The sequence below is a fragment of the Streptomyces sp. NPDC051976 genome, from assembly GCF_040680795.1.
GTDB lineage: Bacteria > Actinomycetota > Actinomycetes > Streptomycetales > Streptomycetaceae > Actinacidiphila.
This window is the reverse complement of record NZ_JBFAXL010000012.1, coordinates 117,421-135,393: the sequence shown is the minus strand read 5'-3', so window position 1 is coordinate 135,393 and position 17,973 is coordinate 117,421. Positions and strand designations below refer to the sequence as shown.

16 protein-coding genes and 2 pseudogenes are annotated in these 17,973 nt (G+C 71.6%); 7 read left to right on the top strand and 11 right to left on the bottom strand.

Translation table 11 applies throughout. The features are described 5' to 3' along the window. Positions 1 to 81 precede the first annotated feature (81 nt). A complete protein-coding gene (locus AB0M29_RS15705; RefSeq protein WP_365382817.1) occupies positions 82 to 1,125 on the bottom strand; it encodes a saccharopine dehydrogenase NADP-binding domain-containing protein in 1,044 nt (347 codons plus the stop codon). A gap of 128 nt (positions 1,126 to 1,253) precedes the next feature. Between AB0M29_RS15705 and AB0M29_RS15700 the strand changes: the two genes are divergently transcribed. Beyond that, positions 1,254 to 2,189: a helix-turn-helix domain-containing protein gene (locus tag AB0M29_RS15700; protein WP_365382816.1), complete on the top strand. Its 936-nt coding sequence runs from the start codon at positions 1,254 to 1,256 to the stop codon at positions 2,187 to 2,189. A gap of 31 nt (positions 2,190 to 2,220) precedes the next feature. Here AB0M29_RS15700 and AB0M29_RS15695 read toward each other — a convergent pair whose 3' ends face one another. Together AB0M29_RS15695 and AB0M29_RS15690 are read right to left on the bottom strand one after the other, a co-directional pair. Then, positions 2,221 to 2,925, bottom strand: a complete 705-nt coding sequence (locus tag AB0M29_RS15695) for a DUF899 family protein (protein ID WP_365382815.1) — start codon at positions 2,923 to 2,925, stop codon at positions 2,221 to 2,223. A gap of 249 nt (positions 2,926 to 3,174) precedes the next feature. Then, positions 3,175 to 3,543, bottom strand: a complete 369-nt coding sequence (locus AB0M29_RS15690; RefSeq protein WP_365382814.1) for a helix-turn-helix domain-containing protein — start codon at positions 3,541 to 3,543, stop codon at positions 3,175 to 3,177. 92 nt (positions 3,544 to 3,635) lie between these two features. Between AB0M29_RS15690 and AB0M29_RS15685 the strand changes: the two genes are divergently transcribed. Continuing rightward, positions 3,636 to 4,475, top strand: coding sequence for an NAD(P)H-binding protein (locus tag AB0M29_RS15685; RefSeq protein WP_365382813.1), 840 nt, complete (start codon positions 3,636 to 3,638; stop codon positions 4,473 to 4,475). A gap of 86 nt (positions 4,476 to 4,561) precedes the next feature. Here the strand turns inward: AB0M29_RS15685 and AB0M29_RS15680 are convergent, their stop codons facing one another. Then, positions 4,562 to 5,584: a YafY family protein gene (locus AB0M29_RS15680; protein WP_365382812.1), complete on the bottom strand. Its 1,023-nt coding sequence runs from the start codon at positions 5,582 to 5,584 to the stop codon at positions 4,562 to 4,564. A gap of 91 nt (positions 5,585 to 5,675) precedes the next feature. Between AB0M29_RS15680 and AB0M29_RS15675 the strand changes: the two genes are divergently transcribed. Next, positions 5,676 to 6,242 (top strand): DinB family protein, encoded by a 567-nt coding sequence (locus AB0M29_RS15675; RefSeq protein ID WP_365382811.1) that lies wholly within the window; start codon positions 5,676 to 5,678, stop codon positions 6,240 to 6,242. 47 nt (positions 6,243 to 6,289) lie between these two features. On the opposite strand, the gene AB0M29_RS15670 is transcribed toward AB0M29_RS15675, so the two are convergent. Next, the gene (locus AB0M29_RS15670) at positions 6,290 to 7,531 is read right to left on the bottom strand and encodes a SpoIIE family protein phosphatase (protein ID WP_365382810.1); all 1,242 of its coding nucleotides are present in this window, start codon (positions 7,529 to 7,531) and stop codon (positions 6,290 to 6,292) included. Positions 7,532 to 7,741: 210 nt separating this feature from the next. Between AB0M29_RS15670 and AB0M29_RS15665 the strand changes: the two genes are divergently transcribed. Both AB0M29_RS15665 and AB0M29_RS15660 read left to right on the top strand, forming a co-directional pair. Further along, complete coding sequence (locus AB0M29_RS15665; protein WP_365382809.1) at positions 7,742 to 8,542, top strand: hypothetical protein; 801 nt, start codon at positions 7,742 to 7,744, stop codon at positions 8,540 to 8,542. Between the two features lie 60 nt (positions 8,543 to 8,602). Next, positions 8,603 to 9,640 carry a hypothetical protein gene (locus AB0M29_RS15660; protein ID WP_365382808.1) on the top strand — a complete coding sequence of 346 codons (1,038 nt, stop codon included), beginning with the start codon at positions 8,603 to 8,605 and terminating at the stop codon, positions 9,638 to 9,640. Between the two features lie 149 nt (positions 9,641 to 9,789). Here the strand turns inward: AB0M29_RS15660 and AB0M29_RS15655 are convergent, their stop codons facing one another. Further along, on the bottom strand, positions 9,790 to 13,008 hold the full coding sequence (locus AB0M29_RS15655; protein WP_365382807.1) for a choice-of-anchor D domain-containing protein: 3,219 nt from the start codon (positions 13,006 to 13,008) through the stop codon (positions 9,790 to 9,792). 489 nt (positions 13,009 to 13,497) lie between these two features. Between AB0M29_RS15655 and AB0M29_RS15650 the strand changes: the two genes are divergently transcribed. Beyond that, the gene (locus AB0M29_RS15650) at positions 13,498 to 14,334 is read left to right on the top strand and encodes a patatin-like phospholipase family protein (RefSeq protein ID WP_365382806.1); all 837 of its coding nucleotides are present in this window, start codon (positions 13,498 to 13,500) and stop codon (positions 14,332 to 14,334) included. Positions 14,335 to 14,344: 10 nt separating this feature from the next. Here the strand turns inward: AB0M29_RS15650 and AB0M29_RS15645 are convergent, their stop codons facing one another. The 4 genes and pseudogenes from AB0M29_RS15645 to AB0M29_RS15630 all read right to left on the bottom strand — a co-directional run. Then, positions 14,345 to 14,884: an EF-hand domain-containing protein gene (locus tag AB0M29_RS15645; RefSeq protein WP_365382805.1), complete on the bottom strand. Its 540-nt coding sequence runs from the start codon at positions 14,882 to 14,884 to the stop codon at positions 14,345 to 14,347. Between the two features lie 103 nt (positions 14,885 to 14,987). Then, entirely contained in the window at positions 14,988 to 15,557 is a 570-nt protein-coding gene (locus tag AB0M29_RS15640; RefSeq protein ID WP_365382804.1) for a class IV adenylate cyclase, read from the bottom strand. A gap of 43 nt (positions 15,558 to 15,600) precedes the next feature. After that, positions 15,601 to 16,257: a DUF4232 domain-containing protein gene (locus AB0M29_RS15635; RefSeq protein ID WP_365382803.1), complete on the bottom strand. Its 657-nt coding sequence runs from the start codon at positions 16,255 to 16,257 to the stop codon at positions 15,601 to 15,603. A gap of 155 nt (positions 16,258 to 16,412) precedes the next feature. Next, positions 16,413 to 16,739 (bottom strand): annotated as a pseudogene (locus tag AB0M29_RS15630) (ATP-binding protein); the annotation flags it as partial. A gap of 172 nt (positions 16,740 to 16,911) precedes the next feature. Here AB0M29_RS15630 and AB0M29_RS15625 point away from each other — a divergent pair. After that, positions 16,912 to 17,004, top strand: a pseudogene (locus tag AB0M29_RS15625) (CGNR zinc finger domain-containing protein); the annotation flags it as partial. 95 nt (positions 17,005 to 17,099) lie between these two features. Here the strand turns inward: AB0M29_RS15625 and AB0M29_RS15620 are convergent. After that, positions 17,100 to 17,762, bottom strand: coding sequence for a nuclear transport factor 2 family protein (locus AB0M29_RS15620; protein WP_365382802.1), 663 nt, complete (start codon positions 17,760 to 17,762; stop codon positions 17,100 to 17,102). Positions 17,763 to 17,973: the final 211 nt, after the last annotated feature.

Sequence of the window (17,973 nt, the reverse complement as noted above, 5' to 3'; positions counted from 1 at the left end):
ACGGATGAGGTCCCGTGCGCTGACTGGGGTGTTGGTGGTGCTCTTCATGCGTCAGCGTGGCCAGCCGGGCGGATAACGGGGTCAGACGGTCCGCCCCTGCGCGTCCAGGTCCAGCGTGAGGGTCGGGGCGAGCGCGCGCAGGAAGTCCGGGGCGTCGAAGATCTCACCGGCGGAGGCGACGCCGATGGTCTTGGTGCGACCGGTCAGTACGCGGTCGAGGGCCTCGGCGACGAGGGGCGCGGTGACGGCGTAGATGTCCTGGCCACTGGCGGTGGCGCGGCGTTCGGTACCGCCTGAGCGTACGACGACGTCGACGAGGAAGGTCTGGTCCGAGCGCCCGCTCGTGTCTGCCGCGGTAGGGGCGGGTGTGTCGGGGGCGGCGATGTCGCGGACCGCCTCGGTGGTCATGTAGGTGGTCACGTCGGGGATGGACAGGTGCTGGGGGACGGTGACGACGTCCGCCATCGTGAACTCCCCGATCACCGGCCGGGATCCGATCGGGTCCGGGAAGGTCCACTGCAGGGTGGGCGCGTCGTCGGTGCGGCGCTCCCACTGACCGCCGCTGTAGCGCAGGCGGTTGGCGCCGCGGCGCTCGCGGGAGACCGCGCCCGAGAGCCGGGTGCCGGAGGTGGGGTGCCAGCTGCTGAGCGCGTAGGCGATGTGTGCCTCGTCGGCTTCGGTCCAGTCGCCCATCGCCGCGGTGGCCAGCAGGTCGCCGAGACCGCCGAAGAAGGCCATGGCCGGGACGATCACCGCTCCCTCGTCCCGGGCCCGCTCGCGGTAGTGGGCGAAGGTGTCGAGGTTTGCCTCAAGCTCGGCGGCCACGTCCAGGTACGGGATCCCCGCGCGCAGTGCGGCCTCGATCACGGGGCCGGTCGTCGAGGCGAAGGGGCCGGCGCAGTTGATGACCGCCGCCGTTCCCGCCAGGGCCCGGTCGAGCGCGGCAGGGTCCTCGACCGACGCCACCCGGGCCTCCAGCCCGTGCTCGTCGGCCAGTTCGTCCAATGCCTTCGCGTTGCGCCCGGACAGCACCGGGACGAACCCGCGCGCGGCCAGCTCCGCGACCACGAACCGCCCGGTGTGACCGTACGCGCCGAACACCGCCACCAGCTGACCTGACCCCATGAGACTGCTCCCGTGCCCTCGAACGCCCGCCGCGATCGTGACGCGCCGCGGCTCTGACACCCCCATCCTGTCCTCGCGGCAGCACCCGCACGAGTGTCGGAAACGACATGCCACGTACAGTTCCGGACATGCCCACTGTCGCGCTGGCCGTCACCGACGGCATGCTCCCGTACGAACTGTCGGTGGCCGTCGAGGTGTTCGGGACCGACCTGACCCACATCGTGGACCCTTGGTACGGCTTCTCCCTCTGCGGGAGCGGGCCGGTGCGCGTCGGCCGCTTCCGCCTGGAACCCGACAACGGACTCGACCACCTCGCGTACGCGGACACGGTGATCGTCCCCGGCTGGGCCGACACGGATCGCGAACCGCCCGCCGAACTGGTCGAGTCGGTTCGCGCCGCCCACCTGGCCGGCGCCCGGGTGGCCTCACTGTGCACGGGCGCCTTCGTCCTGGGCGCGGCAGGACTGCTCGACGGCAGGCGAGCCACGACGCACTGGGCCCACACGCGGGAACTGGCCCGCCGCCACCCGGCAGCCACCGTCGATCCGGACGTTCTCTACGTCGACAACGGCGACGTCCTCACCTCCGCGGGCAAGGCCGCCGCCATGGACCTGTGCCTGCACCTTGTCCGCCTCGACCACGGATCGGCCGTCGCCAACACGATCGCCCGCCGTCTGGTCATCCCGCCGCACCGCGACGGCGGCCAGGCCCAGTTCATCGCGACCCCCGTCCCCGACCCGGGCAACCACCCCCTGGGCGAGCTGTTCCCCTGGGTCCTGGAGCGACTCGACCAACCGCTCACCGTGGAGGACCTGGCCCGCCAGGCCCGCATGAGCTCACGCCACCTCGGCCGCCACTTCAAGCACCTCACCGGCACCACCCCACTGCAGTGGCTGCACACCCAGCGCATCCGCCACGCCCAGGAACTTCTGGAGACCACCAACGCCACCGTGGACACCATCGCCGTGGCCACCGGCATGGGCACCGCCACCACCCTGCGCCGCCACTTCCACCGCAGCGTCGGCGTCCCACCCGACACCTACCGCCGCACCTTCCGCCCGTAGGGGGTAGCTCCCACGCGCCACCCCGCTCACCTCAGCTCGCCCCCTCCCCGTACGCCGCCGCGATCTCCTGCGACGACGTCCAGCGGCTGTAGGTCGGGGACTGGGGCCAGCCTTCCGGGGAGTCCTGCCACTCCTCCTGGCGGCCGTAGGGGAGGACGTCGACCAGGGGGAAGAGGTGGCTGAGCTGTTCGGTGCCGCGGCCGTCGGTGTGCCAGGTGCGGTAGACGGTGTCGCGGTCGCGGAGGAAGACGTTGACGGCGAAGCCGGCGTTGGGCGGGGCGCCGATGTCGGTGCCGAAGGGGCTGTTGGCCGTGGAGTACCACGTCATCCGGTTGCCGACCTTGCGCTTGTAGGCGAGCGCCTCGTCGATCGGGCCCTGGGTGACGATCACGAACCGAGCGTCGAACTTCTCCAAGCCCGCGAGCCGGGTGAACTGCGAGGTGAAGCCGGTACAGCCCGCGCACTGCCACTCGGCGCCCTCGTGCCACATGTGGCTGTAGACGATCAACTGCGGGTGCTCGCCGAAGATTTCGGCGAGGCGGACCGGGCCCGCCTCACCCTCCAGCACGTAGTCGGGCATCTCCACCATCGGCAACCGCCGCCGCTGCGCCGCGATGGCGTCCAACTCGCGTGTGGCGGCCTTCTCCCGCACACGCAGAGCCGCCAACTCCTCCTGCCATGTGGCGGCGTCGACGACAGGGGGCAGGGCGGCGTTGGCGTTGCTGCTCGTGGCCATGGGTTCCTCCGGACGGTCGGACGGGTGGTGTGCCTGTCGAAGTACGGACTCCCCGTCCGGCCAGAACTCATCGGTCGCCCGCCGGCGGCCGTACGTACCCAAGGCGCACCCCGCGGGTCCCGGTCGGCCGTTTCTACCCGTCAGCCTCGGCGAGAGTGCCACGCGAATCGTCCTCGAACAGGCCCCAGGAACCCCTTCCGGCCTCACCGGCGACACCCCGACCGACGATCCCCGGATGCGCCGCGGACGCTACTGCGCTACCGGCGGCAGTCGCCGGGTGATCCGGTCGAACAACTCCGTCAGCGGCTCACCGATGTCGCGGCCGAAGTCGGTCAGGCCATAGGTGACTTGGGGTGGGGTCGTCGGCTCGACCTCGCGCCAGACCAGGTTGTCCTGGACCAGCGCGCGCAGAGTCTGGGCGAGCATCTTCTCGCTGATGCCCTGGATGCTGTCGCGCAGTTCGTAGAAGCGGAGGTTGTTGCTCCGCAGGGAGATCAGGACCCAGACGCCCCACCTGCTGGTGACGTGATCGACCACATCGCGCGCGGCGCAGTCGGTGTGAAACACGTCATACCGCTTGCCCGCCTCGGCCTGCCTGGTCTGCGCGCCTCCCGCCATGCCATGAGCTTACCTCTAGGTATGTCCTTACCAAGAGTTAGCCCGCACTCCTAGCGTGAATGCCACAGAGGGCATCTGAAAGGGAGCTGATCATGATCGTGGTGACCGGGGCTACCGGCAACATCGGCAGGCCGTTGACGCAGGCGCTGGCCGACGCGGGCCAGGAGGTGACGGCTGTATCGCGGCACACGGCCGCGGTGCCGGACGGCGTTCAGCATGTGGTGGCCGACCTGTCCGAGCCGGCCGGGCTCAAGCCCGCGCTGGCCGGGGCGAAAGCGCTGTTCCTGCTGCTGTCCGGTGATCTGCACGCCGCGGGGGCCAGCCCTGCCGACCTCATCGGCGAAGCGGCGGACAGCGGAGTCCGCCGGGTTGTCCTGCTCTCCACGCAGGGTGTGGCGACCAGGCCCTTCGGCTCCACACGGATAGCGATGCGGGCGCTGGAGGACTCGCTGCGGGAATCCGGCCTGGAGTGGGCCATCCTGCGGCCGGGCGGCTTCGCCTCCAACGCCCTGTGGTGGGCCGAGTCCGTCCGCACGCAACGGCTCGTCGCCGCGCCCTTCGGCGACATCGGGGTGCCGCTCATCGACCCCTCGGACATCGCCGCGGTCGCGGCGGCCTGCCTGGTGGACGACCGACACACCGGCGGCGTCTACGAGCTGACCGGCCCTGAGGCCATCACTCCGCGCCAGCAGACGGAGGCCATCGCCGCCGCGTTGGGCTCACCGGTGCGGTTCCACGAGCTGACCCGCGACGAGGCCAGGACCGCCATGGCCCGAACCCTGCCGACGGAGCTCGCCGACGACACCCTGGACATCCTCGGCTCCCCCAGCCCGGACGAGCTGCGTATCAGCCCGGACGTCCAGCAGGTCCTCGGGCGCGCCCCGCACCCCTTCGCCACCTGGGCCGCCCGCAACGTCGCCGCGTTCCGCTGAGACCGGTCAATGCTGCTGGAACTGCTTACGTCCAGCGGGTTCGCCGCCCTGGGCGCCAGCGCGGACCGGCCTGGACGTACGAGTGCTCAGCCGCGCGCCGCCGCTCCCTCCGGTTCGGTCCCCGCCGTACCGACGGGCCCCGCTAGCCCCTGCTCGGCCGCGCGGGCGAATCTCGTGCCCCAGTCCTGGAGGCGGTCGAGGAGTTCGGGCGGGCCGAGGACGCGGAAGTCGGTGCCGAGGACGCCTAGGGCCATGATGGGCCAATCCAGGGAGTCGGTGGACATGCGCAAGAGGCTGTGCTCGGCGTCGATCTCCTCGACGGAGGTCCAGCGGCCGATCCGCTCGCGTACGGTCGCGGCCGGGGCGTCGGCGAGTACTTCGACGACGTAGGGGCGCTGGACGTTGTTGAGGCCCGCGCGGACGAAGGCGGCGGCGTCCGTGGCGGGTAGGTCGCGGGTGCGGAAGCGGGCCCCCGTCCCCTGGGGATCGGCGAGGCGGTCGACGCGGAAGGTGCGCCAGTCGTGGCGGGCGAGGTCGTAGGCGACGAGGTACCAGCGGCGGCCGAGGCGGACCAGGCGGTGTGGTTCGACCTGGCGGTCGGTGGGGCGGCCGTTGGCGGCGGTGTACGAGAAGCGGAGCTGTTCGGTGTCGCGGCAGGTCAGGGCGAGGGTGACGAGGACGGCCGGGTCGATGCCGCTGCGGTCCTGGCCGTCCCAGCCGGCGGCCTCGGTCATCGCGCGCAGGGCCTCGACGCGGCGCCGTAGCCGGAGCGGCATCACCTGGACGACCTTGGCCAGGACGCGGACGGAGACCTCCGCGATGCCCTCGACCGAGTTCTCGGCGGCGGCCTGCAGGCCCACGGCCAGGGCGACGGCCTCCTCGTCGTCGATGACGAGTGGGGGGAGGGCCGCGCCCGCGGCGAGCTGGTAGCCGCCGTCGGTGCCGCGCTGCGCCTCGACCGGGTAGCCCAGCTCGCGCAGCCGGTCGATGTCGCGGCGCAGGGTGCGGACGGAGACGCCGAGCCGTTCGGAGAGTTCGCCGCCCGGCCAGTACCGGTGGGTCTGGAGGAGGGACAACAGCCGCAGCGTTCGGGTGCTCGTGTTCGCCATATCTCCAGTGTCGCGTCATTCAGGTCAGAAAGTGACCGCAACGGTCCCTAATGTGGGTGTCACGAGGACGGAACGACGGAAGGCGCAGATCATGAGCAGCAGCACGCAGACCAGCACGCAGGCCCGTACCACCACCGGCACGACTGACATCGACGGCGAGCGCGCCGACCTGCTGGCGATGCTGGCCAAGCACCGGCATTTCCTGCGCTTCACCACGCGCGACCTCACCGACGAGCAGGCCGGGCAGCGGACCACCGCCAGCGAGCTGTGCCTGGGCGGCCTGATCAAGCACGTCACGTCCGTCGAGCGCGGCTGGGCCGACTTCGTCGTGGAGGGCCCGTCGGCGATGGGCAACGCGAGCGACATGACCGAGGCCGACTACGCCCGCCGGGCCGACGAGTTCAAGATGCTGCCCGGTGACACGCTGGCCGGGGTACTGGACGCTTACGCGGAGCAGGCGCGCAAGACCGATGAACTCCTGGCCGCTCTCCCTGACCTGAGTGCCACTCAGCCGCTGCCCCAGGCCCCGTGGTTCGAGGCGGGCGCCCGCTGGTCGGCGCGCCGCGTGATGCTGCACATCATCGCGGAGACCGCCCAGCACGCGGGCCACGCGGACATCATCCGCGAGTCCCTCGACGGTGCGAAGTCCATGGGCTGAGCCGACACCGCCAACCGCGGGCGCGCCGACCCACGCGCCCGCCACCCTCACAGGCGGATGACCACCAGCGCCGTGTCGTCGGTGCTGCCGCCGGGTGGGAGGAGGTCCGCCAGGAGGGCGTCCGCCAGGGCCTCGGGGGCGGCTTGGCCGTGGCGGATCAGGGAGGCTGCGAGGCGGGCCAGGCCGGTGTAGATGTCCTCGGTGCGGCGTTCGACCAGGCCGTCGGTGTACTGGACCAGGGTGGCGCCCTCCGTGAAGGGCGTACGGGCCTCGGGGCGGCGGACGTGTTCGGGGCGGGCGCCGAGGGGCGGGTCGGTGGCCTGGTCGAGGAAGGTGACCGTGCCGTCGGGGTGGAGCAGGGCGGGCGGGGGGTGACCGGCGCTGCTGTACGTGAGGGTGTGGGTTTCCCAGTCGATGAAGGTCTTCACCACGGTGGTCGACTCGGCCCCTTCGACGTGGCGGGCGTACAGGCCGAGGGCTTCCAGGGCCCGGGCCGGGCCGTCGACGACGCGGGACGCCGCGCTCAGCGCGCTGCGGAGCTGGCCCATGACACCGGCGGCCTCGAGGCCGTGGCCGACGACGTCGCCGACGGCGACCGCGATGCGGTCGCCGTCCAGGTCCACCAGGTCGTACCAGTCGCCGCACACGTTCAGGGAGCTGACGGCGGGCCGGTAGCGGACGGCTGCCCGGTGGTGCCCGACCGGCGTGGGGGCGGGGAGCATCGCCTTCTGCAAGGTGAGGGCGACCTCGCGGTCGCGCTCATGGGCCAGCCGCAGGCGCTCGTTCACCTCCTGCAGTTCCCGCGCGCGGGTGTAGAGCTCGGCCTCCAGCACGCGGGCCCTGCTGCTGTCGGTGACGGAGCCGCCCGGGCCGCCGCGGGCGCGGATGAGTTCGGTGACCTCCTCCACCCGGTGCACGAGCAGCACGACGTCCCCGTCCGGTCCGAGGACCGGCGCGTTGACCGGGCTCCAGAAGTGTTCCTCCCAGTGGCCGGGCCGCTGGCGGTCCTCGATGTCGTAGCGCAGCAGCGCCATCGTGTCGCGCTCGCCGGTGGTCACGGCCCGCCGCATCGACGCCTCGGTCTCCCGCATACCGGCCGCGGCCGGATCGTTCGGGTTCTCGGGGAACACATCGAAGATGTAGCGGCCCACCAGCTGATCGAGGCTGCGCCCGGCCAGCCGCAGGAAGTCCTCATTGGCGTCGGCGTACACCAGGTCGGGCGTGAGCAGCGCCACCATCCCGGGGAGGGCGTGGAAGACCGCCGCATAGTCGATCCGCGGTTTCTCCATGTGCTCCCCGCCTCGGGCGCCGACGTCACGCTGTGCCGCTCCACGATAGGAGGCGACGCGCCGCGAAGCCCGGACGACACCGCACTGACCGGCCTCGTCGTCAGTTCGGCCGGGTCCTGCCGTGCCGCGGCGCGGCGGCCGTCGTGGGCCGCGCCCGGGGTCGAGGGCGACATAATCTCCCTACGGTCAGAGGCTGTTGGGGGGTTTCGGGTGGGTGCCGGGGGCGGGCTGCGGTCGAGGCTGGACCGGGTCGGGGTGTGGCTCGGGGTGGTGGGGCTGGTGCTGCTTGCCGTACCTGTGGTGGTGCTCGTGGTGCGGCACCACGATGGTGGCGGGGCGGGGGCCGGGGAGTCGGTGCGGGTGACGCTGGTGAGTCCGAAGTTGGGGCCCGGCGGGACGTACGCGGTGCCGGGGTCGTCGGTGCGGGTGCGGGAGCATGAGTGGGTGGTGGCGGGGGACAGCCCGGCGAGGTTGCCGTACCTGTCGGTCTCCGGGCTCGCATCGGAGGCCATGGACGCGTCCGTGAGCGCCAATCTGAAGAAGTACGCGACCGATGTGGTCGGCAAGGGGTCCGAGCGGTCGCGGTGGAAGGGCACGCTGTCGGTCGTCGGGGTGAACGCGGATCTGCTGTCAATGTCGTTCGTGTACTGGAACGAACTGAGTGCGGACGGATTCCCGTTCTCCGTGACCGACAACATCGACCTGCGGTCGGGGGAATCGACCCTGATGACGAGTGCGCAGACCGAGGCGGAGCGGCTGCGGACGGGCGAGATCCTGCGGGCCCACGCGCCCTCGGACTTCTGCGGCACCCTGCCGTCGGCGAAGGTGCTGGCCGATGACCTGGAGAACGAGTACTTCGTCCTCTTCAGCCACAGCTCGGTCGAGTTCTACGTCCCGACCATCGGCCTCGACGGCGCCGTCGCCTGCGGGGTCAGGACCATCGACGTGCCCTACGACGAGATGGGCGGTTCCCTGCCGCCGGACATCAAGGATCTTCTCGCGGGTGTGTGACCACCCGCCGCTCTCCGTATCTACGCATCTACGTATCCACGCATCCCGGAAGGACGCACGATGACAGGGGGCACCGAGCCCACCGTGACCCAGCCGCCGGACGAACCGGTCGGGCCCGCGCCCGCACCCACGGACCCGGCCACGCCGGACCCCGTACCGGACGAGCCCGCCAACGCCGACCCGTCCACCGCCGACCCGGCCCCGGACCCCGCTCCCGACCCGGAGCCGACTCCGCAGCGCCGCGCCTGGGCCCGCCTGTCCGGAGCCGCGCGAGCGGGCCTGATCATCTTCGTCACCGGCCTCCTCGGCTCGGCGGCCGCCACCACCTGGGCGTTCCTGACCTCCGACTCCGGCGGCTCCACCCCCCTCACCATCGTGGCGACCGCCGACGACCTCGGGATGCCAGGTACGTACATGGCGCTCCCCGCGGGTGCGAAGGCGGCGCTGCCGCCGGTCGTCCACGACTTCACTCACGTCGACAGGGGTGAGATGAAGGCGGTGCTGGACGCGCATCCGGCGGTGGTCGGGATCGACCGGTTCTCGCTGATCATCCAGAATCCGAAGGGCGCGAACTCCGTTCAGGTGGAGGCGATCCGCGCCGAGATCCTCAGCCGATCGGCGCCCTACAGCGGCACCCTCTTCACCCTGCCGAGCCAGGGCAGCGGCGATTACCCGGTGGTGGCACTGGACCTCGACTCCGCGGATCTCCGCGCCCGGCAGTGGGACCCGCACTCCACGCAGGAAGTGACGGTCGGCAGCCCGTACTTGGAGAGCGGGCACCAGATCTTCGTCGACGGCGGCACGTCGCAGCGGATCGGGATCGCGACGGTCGCGACACGTTTCGCCTACGAGTACCGCGTCGTGGTCACCCTCCTGGTCGACGGCCAACAACGGGACTTCACCATCTCCGCCGACGGCCACGGCGCACCGTACCGCCTCACGCCCGCGAGCAAGACGTACGAACGCGCCTACGTCGACAAGCACAAGAGCGACATCCCGGCCCCGAGCGCCTACGACCTGGACCGGACGCCGTGGGCCAACTGCCAGTGCCCGCCGCGCCCCGTCACCGTCCACGAGACCGGAGCCCGAAAGCCGTAGCGAGTCAAGGCGGGCGGCGCCAGGACGCGGTCCTCGGCTCGCCTCGGCCTGACCGGCTTCCAGAGGAACCCTCGTCCGCATCAGGGCGGACCCGTCCGCCCCCTGGATCGGGCGGACGGGTTCGCGGGGTACAGGCGTCAAGCAGCGCGTCAGATCAGCGAGTTGTAGACGCTCCACCCCGTCCCGATGTACGTGCGCCCCAGGAACGGGGAGGCCGCGTTGCCGGTGCCCTGGTAGAGCCAGAGGGTGCCGGTCGAGTCGCGGGTGACGACGTCCGCATGACCGTCGCCGGTCACATCGGCGGTGGCGGCAAGGGAGTTGAAGATGTTCCAGCCCGGGCCGATGGAGGTGCGGGGGGCGAAGGGGGTGGTGGCGTTGGCGGTGCCCTTGTAGAGGTAGAGGCCGCCGCTGGGGTCGCGGGCGATGAGGTCGGCGCGGCCGTCGCCCGTGAGGTCGCCGGTGCCCAGCAGGGTGTTGTAGCCGTTCCAGCCGGCGCCGATGCGGGTGCGGACGGCGAAGGGGGCGGTGATGCTGGTCGTGCCCTTGTAGAGCCAGAGGACGCCGGAGGTGTCGCGGGCGACGAGGTCGGCGCGGCCGTCGCCGGAGACATCGCCGACGCCCGTGAGGGAGTTGTAGATGTTCCAGCCGCCGCCGACCTTGACGCGGGGGGCGAAGGGCGCCGCGGGGTTGCCGGTGCCCTGGTAGTACCAGAGGGTGCCGGAGGAGTCGCGACCGACGGCCGTGCCGGTGCCGTTGGACATCTCGCGGCTGACGCTGGTGATGACGTTGTAGGTGTTCCAGCCGCCGCCGATGGAGGCGCGGGGGGCGTAGGGGCCGGAGGCCAGGCCGGTGCCGTGGTAGGACCACAGTGTGCCGGAGCCGTCGCGGGCCAGCAGGGTGCCGAGTTGGGAGGCGGGCGGGGCGCCGGTGCCGGTGAGCTGTTCGAGCTGGGCGCCCTGGCCCGCGTCGCCGGTGACCTCGTAGGTGGCCGTCTGGGGGCCGGTGGCGGTCGGGGCGAAGGTGACCGTCTGGCGAACGCTCTGCTCGGGGCCGATGACGAGGCCCTCGGGCAGCGGGTCGGGGCTGGTGAAGACGCCCGCGGGGGCCTTCGCCTTGGTGACGGTGACCGGGACGTTGCCGGTGTTGGTGATCGTGAAGGCGCGGGTGCTGGAGGTGCCGCGGGTGACGGCGCCGAAGGCGAGAGTGGTCGGGGTGAAGATCAGGTGGCCCTGGCCACTGATCGCCTTGCCCGACAGCGGGATGGTCAACGGCCCTGTGGTGCTGGTCAGGCTGATCGACGAGGAAGTGGAGCCGGTGGCCGTCGGCGCGTACTCGACCTCGAAGACGACCGAGCTCTGCGGCGGGATCACCGTCGGGTTGGCGGGGTCGGCGCTCGGCAGGTGGGTGGCCGTGAAGGGCCCGCTGGGCGGCGTGACGGCGGTGATGGTCTCCGGGGTGGTACCGGTGTTCGTCAACTGGACGTTGGTGGTGGACGAGGTGCCCGTCGGCTGGTTGTCGAAGGACACCGTGCCCGGGAAGGCCGACAGACCGGCCTTCGTACCGACGCCGTGCAGGCTCAGCGCGAAGCTGCCCGCGTCGGTGGTGACGGTGAGCGTGCCGCTCGCGCCGAGGACCGTGGTCGGGTGGAAGGTGACGGGGACCGTCAGCGTCCCGCCCGCCGGGATCGACGACGGCAGCGCCGAGGTGTCAGCGGTGAACGGCCCGTCCACGCTCACACCCTTGATTCCGAGTGCGGCGGAAGGGTTCTGATTCTCCGTCAGGACGACACTCGCGTGCGCGTCGGTGCCCACGGGGACCTGGCCGAAGTCAACAGGCCCTCCCTTGAGGGGACTTCCGACCGGGTTGCCGTAGGCGAACACCTTGCCGTCGCGCGTGCCGACGAAGACCTGCCCGCCGTCCGTCGCCGGGGTGGCGAACTTCGGCGCGGTGCCGATCGGCGCGGACCAGACGAGCGGCAGGACGCCGTTCCCGTCCGGTACGGCGTTGTAGGCGCGCAGTTGGGCGTTGACGCCGGTCGGGCCGCCCGACCAGACCACCCACACCAGCGCGCTGCCCGAGCGCGTGCCGTCGGAGGTCACCACGGGCGATCCGCTGGTGTACGGGAAGGTGTCCTGGCTGGCTCCGGCGACGCTCAGCGCGGGGTCGCCCGCGCCCGTCACGCCGCGGTGCAGCGCGGTCAACGCACCGCCGTTGCCGACGAGATAGACGTAGCCGCCGTCGCCGCCCCACACACCGGGGTGGCCCCACTGACCCTTGAGCGGCCCGGTGGTTCCGACCACGTCATCGGTCCCGCCGGGGCCCTGCGAACTGCCGCCGAGCGCGTCGCGGTCCAGCAGGAAGATCCGGCCGTCCTTGCCCTGCTGCACCATGAGGTGCGGGTGGGACGCGGTGCCAAAGCTGTCCGGCAGGCCGACGGGCCCGCCCGAGCCGAAGTCGGTGTCGCGCTGGTCCAGGATCGGCGCGTTGGACGGGCTGAAGAAGTCGGCGGCCTTCAGGCTGCGGTCGGCCTGCACCTGGAGCCGTACGACCGACTCCGCCAGCGTGCCGGGCGGGTTGGTGCCGGGGCCGGGCGCCGGGCTGACGCCGTTGCCGGTGGTGAGGAAGATCCGGCCGGGCCCGTCCGAGGCGAGGCCGCCGCCGGACTGCCAGATGCCCGCGCCGCTGTTGCTGGCGCCCGCCTCCGTCGCCCACATCGACGTCACCGCCGGGTTGGTGGTGCTGACGCCGACCACGTAACCGCGGTACGGCGGCGCGTCGCAGTGCCCGCCGAAGCCCGCGTAGACCACGCCGTCGAGCAGCAGCAGCCCCGGCCGCTGCATCTCGTACGCGGGCAGGAACGACTGGCCAGGGTCGTTGGACGGCGTGCCCTGGATCGTCACCGGGAAGCCGGGCTTCTCCTTGCCGTCGGTCGGGTCGAGCGCGTGCATGTACCAGTGCGGATTCAGCGGGTTCGGGCCGTCGTTGACCTTCGTCGTCAGATAGACCGCGCCGCTGGCCGGGTCGTACACCGGCGTACTGGTGCTGCCCACGTTGGGCGCGAGGTCACCGCAGCTGAGGGTGGACGCGGGCCACGCGGGCCCGAAGTTCTGGTGCCACAGGATCGCGCCCGTGGTGCGGTCGAGGCCGTACGCCGTGTTGCTCTCGGTGACGGCGATCACGGTGCCGCCGACGACGATCGGCTGCGCGTAGATCTGGTCGTCGAGCTGCGCGGGCGCCGTCCAGAGCTGCCCGAAGGACGAGCTGCGCACGTCGGAGGGGCCGAGGTTCGGCTCGCCCTGGTCCCAGCCGGTCCTCAGGTTGTCCACCGAGCCGGTCGTCTCACTGGCCTGCGCCGGTGCCGTCCCCACCCCGACCAGGGTGGCGGTCACCGCGGCCGCGACGGCGAGCGCGAGCCCGCGACGCCTGCCTTTGCGCGTGCCCTTCCGTATGCCTTTACGTATGGCCCCGGCGGCCCCCGCCCCGGAACTCCCCCACACCATCACCGAACGAACCCCCTCGTGAACCCCACGGAACTCCCCCACACTCACCCGCGGGGCGCGGTCTCCGGGATCGCACCTCGACGGGTTCGATCACACGGGAGCCGCGGCGCAGCACACGGGCACAGTCCGCGCATCCAATCACACCTCGCTCGACCGTACGTGCGGGGTTGCCCCATTGCGTACGGTCCGGGCGCGGGCGAGCCCTGGCGGTCGGCGTTCCGCTGCCTGGAGGACGCCCCGGGTTCACCGGCCGGCGAACTCCGTCCGGCGGGAATAACCATGATCCACCGGGGGCTTTGCAGTGAGGCCGGGTCGGTGTCGAGGCCCGGTCCGTATCCGTGGTCCAGGGGGGTAATCATGACGAACGAACGCGCGCTCGTACTCGGCGGTGGCGGGGTGGCCGGGATCGCGTGGGCGACGGGCGTACTGGCCGGTCTCGCCGACGCCGGGGTCGATGTCACGGACCCGGACTTCCTGCTGGGTACGTCGGCGGGGTCGGCGGTCGCCGCGCAGATCAGCAGTGGTGCGGCGTTGGGGGACCTCTTCCGGGCGCAGGTCGATCCGGCGTTGCAGTGGGCGGAGTTGACGCCGCGCGAGGGCGCGTTGGCCGAACTCTTCGCGTTCGGCGAGAAGGTGGACGCCGAGGTCTCCGATCCGGTGGAACGCCTGCGGCTGATGGGCGAGATGGCGCTGGCCGCCGAGACGGTGAGCGAGGCCGAGCGGCGGGCCGTCATCGAGGCCCGCCTGCCGTCCCACGACTGGCCCGAGCGCAGTCTGTCCGTCGTCGCCGTGGACGCCGCCACCGGTGAGACGCGGATCTTCGACCGTACCTCCGGCGTCGGCCTGGTGGACGTCGTCACCGCGAGCTGCGCCGTCCCCGGCGTCTGGCCCGTCGCGACGGTCGGCGACGCCCGCTACATCGACGGCGGCGTCCGCTCCTTCACCAACCTCGACCTCGCGGCCGGATACGCCCGCACCCTCGTCATCGCCCCGATGCCCGACCCCGTACTCGACGCCGACGCCGCCTCGATCGCCGAACGCGGCGGCGTCATCGAGGTCATCACTCCGGACGAGGCCGCGCTCGCCGCCTTCGGTACGGATCCGCTGTCCCCGGCCAGCAGGACGCCCGCAGGGCACGCCGGTTTCGCCCAGGGGCGGGCGGTGGCGGAGGCGGTCGCGGCGCTGTGGGCGTAGTGGCCCCGGCCTAGGCGGGGATGCGGCCGCAGAGCCAGTTGCCCGGCTCCACCGGGTCGTCGCTGATCCAGTACTGGCGCCACAGCATCGCGAACTCTTCCCGGCTGAGGTGGCCGTCACCGTTCAGGTCGAGCAGCGCGAAGATGCCCGTCAGGTCGACGGACCGCCCGGTCCACGTCTCGACGAGCCTGCGGTGCTCGTCCGGTGAGATACGGCCGTCGCCGTTGGCGTCCACCGCGTCGAACACGGCGTCGGCGGTCGCGGTGACCTCCGCGACCATCGCCGGCAGCCTGTCGACCAGCGCGAGCAACTCCCCCATGTCGACGGTGCCGTCGCCGTTGGCGTCCCCGACCTGCTTCAGCGCCGCCCACCACCCCATCATCAACGCCTCGACCCGCGCCCGCAGTTCGGTCCCGGGCCCTACGGTGGGGAGCTCGCTCCAGCGCGCGACCAGCGCCTTGAAGTCCTCCTCACGGAGATAGCCGTCGCCGTCCGCGTCGAACGCCGCGAACATCCCCTTGAGCTTGTTCTCCTGAAACGCACTGGCCATGAGCGCCCCCTCGGCGGCGAACCGGTCGTATCCGCGTAGCGAACTCTCCGTAACTGTAGGCAGCGGCGTGCCCGTATCTCCACGGGCACATGTGCACGAAGGGTCACCCCTCGGCCGCATGGCCCTCGCCTTCGCCGAAGAGCAGTGTCGGCTCGGCGCTGACATCGCGCCCGAGCTCACTCTTGTAAAGCGCGCCGACGCTGCCGAACCGCGCCTCGGCGTAGTCCAGTCCGAGCCGCCCGGCCGCCTCCCGCACCGACGCCTCGTCGGGCCCCTCGATCTCCACGAAGGTCGGCAGCCCCGGCCACGTGTCGAAGTCGAACGCCACCTCGCCCAGCGTCCACTCCTCGCGGTAGTTCTGCTGATACGACACCTGGCGCGCGCCGACCGCCCGCAGAATCTCCGCCGTCGCGTCCAGATCCGAGACCTCGGTCTCGATCTCCGTCGTCCCGTCGATGCTCGTCGCGTCCGTCACCTGCTTCAGCGTCAGCGTCGCCCGCGTCCCCTCGTCCCGCAGCCGGATCCACTGCGTCCCGTCGAGCGCGTCGCTCTCGAAGATCCGCCGCGTGAGCAGCGTCCGCGGAATCGCCTGGGTGCCGCCGAGCGCGGCCAGCTTCGCCTGGAGCTCGGCGGCGTCTACGGCGAGGAACTTGGCCTCGTACTCGTGCTTCATGCACGCCATCTTCCGCCCGCCGGCGCAGGCGTCGCCCAAGGCCCTACTTGCCCGCGCCCACCGGGTCGACCGTGATGCCCGGGGTGGCGCTGGTGGTCGCCGCGACGTTGATGGTCAGGGGCATGGTGTGGGAGTGGGTCTCGTTGGGCGGGGTGACGATGAGGGTGGTGAAGGTGACGCCGGAGCCGCCGGTCTCGTTCGGGGGGTAGCGCAGGTCGAAGTGGGTCTCCTGGCCGGGATGGAGGATGACGTGGGGGGCGGCCAGGGTGCTGCGGGTGGCGCTCACCGTGCCGTAGCTGCTCTTGAGGTCCACGCCCGGGAAGCCGTGCATCGTGCAGGTGTGGGCGCCGACGTTCTTGATGTTGATGAGGTAGTCGCCCTCGCCCATGCCGTGCGAGGCGCTGAAGGACAGGTGCGCGGTCTGGCAGGTGGTGCTGGTGCCGGAGTGCGTGCCGGTTCCCGTACCGCCGGACGTCGAGGTGCCGCCGGAGTTCCCCGTGCTCCCGGAGTTCCCGGAAGACCCCTTGGCGCCCCCGTTGACTCCCGTGGCGCCCGTGGCGCCCGTCGTGGAGGGGGCGGCCGCGGAGGAGGTCGGGGCGGAGGAGGACGCGCCGTCGGTGCTGTCGTTGTTGCAGGCCGAGAGCGACAGGGCGGCGGCCACCGTGGCCAGGGCGAGCACCGAGATCTTCCGCACGCGCATGATGTCTCCTCCAGTACGGTCCCCGCTCCGGACGAGCGGGCCTTCCGTCCATCCAGACATGCCCGCCGCCCACCCAGTTGCGAGGCGGGGGCGCTCAGGACATGCCTGTGACAAGGGAGCCGAGAGCCCGTGACGTACGGCCGCAGGCTCTGGCCTCAGCGGGGACGCCAGGCCGCGAGGAGGTCCTCGGGGCCGAGGGTCGCCTGGAGTCCTGAGCAGGTCACGCCGTTACGGGAGACCGCGACGAGCGGGACTGGGTCGTCGGTGAGGGCGGCCCGGTGCTTGTGGAGCGCGGCCAGGTCGCGGGCGTCGAACGGCGCCGACTCCAGCCATTTGATCGAGCCCAGGAACAGCAGCCGCCTCGCCACGGGCTGCCGGTCCGCGCCCACCAGGTCGATCTCGACGTCGTTGCTACGGGTCCAGTAGCCGCCGACGGCGGGAGCGGCGGGCAGGCCGCCGTACGGCAGGACGCGGGCGAGCGCGTTCGCCCGCGGCAGGCGCTCGACCGGCACCACACGCGGCAGTCGGGCCGTCCATCCGCCCGACAGCGCCGGTCCCAGCAGCCCCGTCACCGCGACGATCAGGAGGGTGACGCCCGAGCGGCAACCGGCCGAGTCCCACCAGAATCACCGCCAGCCCCGTCGCGTACAGGACCAGGGCAGCGGCCCTGAACGCCGCTACTGCTCCCGCCGATGCGCGACCCGCGAACGCGTCGCGGCCCATCGGCGCTCCCGATCTACCGGGTAGCCGGGCGAGAAACCACGAGGAAGGGCGACCGGTGGTACCGGCCCCCTCCCGGGAGAAGGGCCGGTTCCATCGGGCATCGCCTGCCTGACTGCACCTCAGTGCTTGTTGACCGCCGAGGCCCAGTCGAAGTTCACGCCCATCTGGGCGTACATCGTCGAGTAGCCGACGAAGCAATTGAACTTCTCGACCTTGCCGTCGTGCAGGTACCAGAAGTCGGCGGTCGGCACGTCGATCCTCGCGCCGTTCGGCTCGACCGTGCCCGCGGGCGACTCCAGCGGCCCCTCGAAGGTGCCCTGGATCGCCAGCTCGATGCTGACGACGTCGCCGCTCACGGTGATGCGCTTGAGCTCGCGGTGGACGTCGGGGAAGAGGCCGACCATGTAGCGCGGCACGTCGGCGAGCGCTTTGCCCTGGTACGCCTGCCCCGCGACCATGTCGTTGAAGACGCCGTCCTGGGCGAAGCTGTTGGCGAACGCGTCGGCGTCGAGGCTGTCACCCTCCGCCACGTGGTAGGCGTGCAGAACGACCGCGAGGTTGGCCCGCTCCTGATTGGTCAGATGGCGGTTCGTGAGCGGCAGCTTCGACAGGTCGCCGGGCGTCAAGGCCACGGGCGCCGCGTGGGGAGCGCGGGCGGCGTGGGCCGACGGCCCGCCGGCGGCGGGGTTCGCGGCCTGTGACGGCGCGGCAGCGATGGACAGTCCGCCCAGGACCGCTATCGCGGTGGCGACGGTGATCGACTTCCGGCTGAGCAGCTTCATGTCGGGTTCCTCCCAGGTCGTTGTTCGTTCGCGGGATCGCCGATCCGTAGCAGCGGTCTCGGGATTTGGTAAATCAAACGCTCGCTTGAGTATGCGAGCAGCACGGTAAGCTGTCAAGCGATTGTTTGACTTGTGCGACGAACCACCGCGGGGGGCATGCGGTCAGGTGGACGGAAAATCGCAGTTAAGTGCCGCGTTGCGACCGGATTCG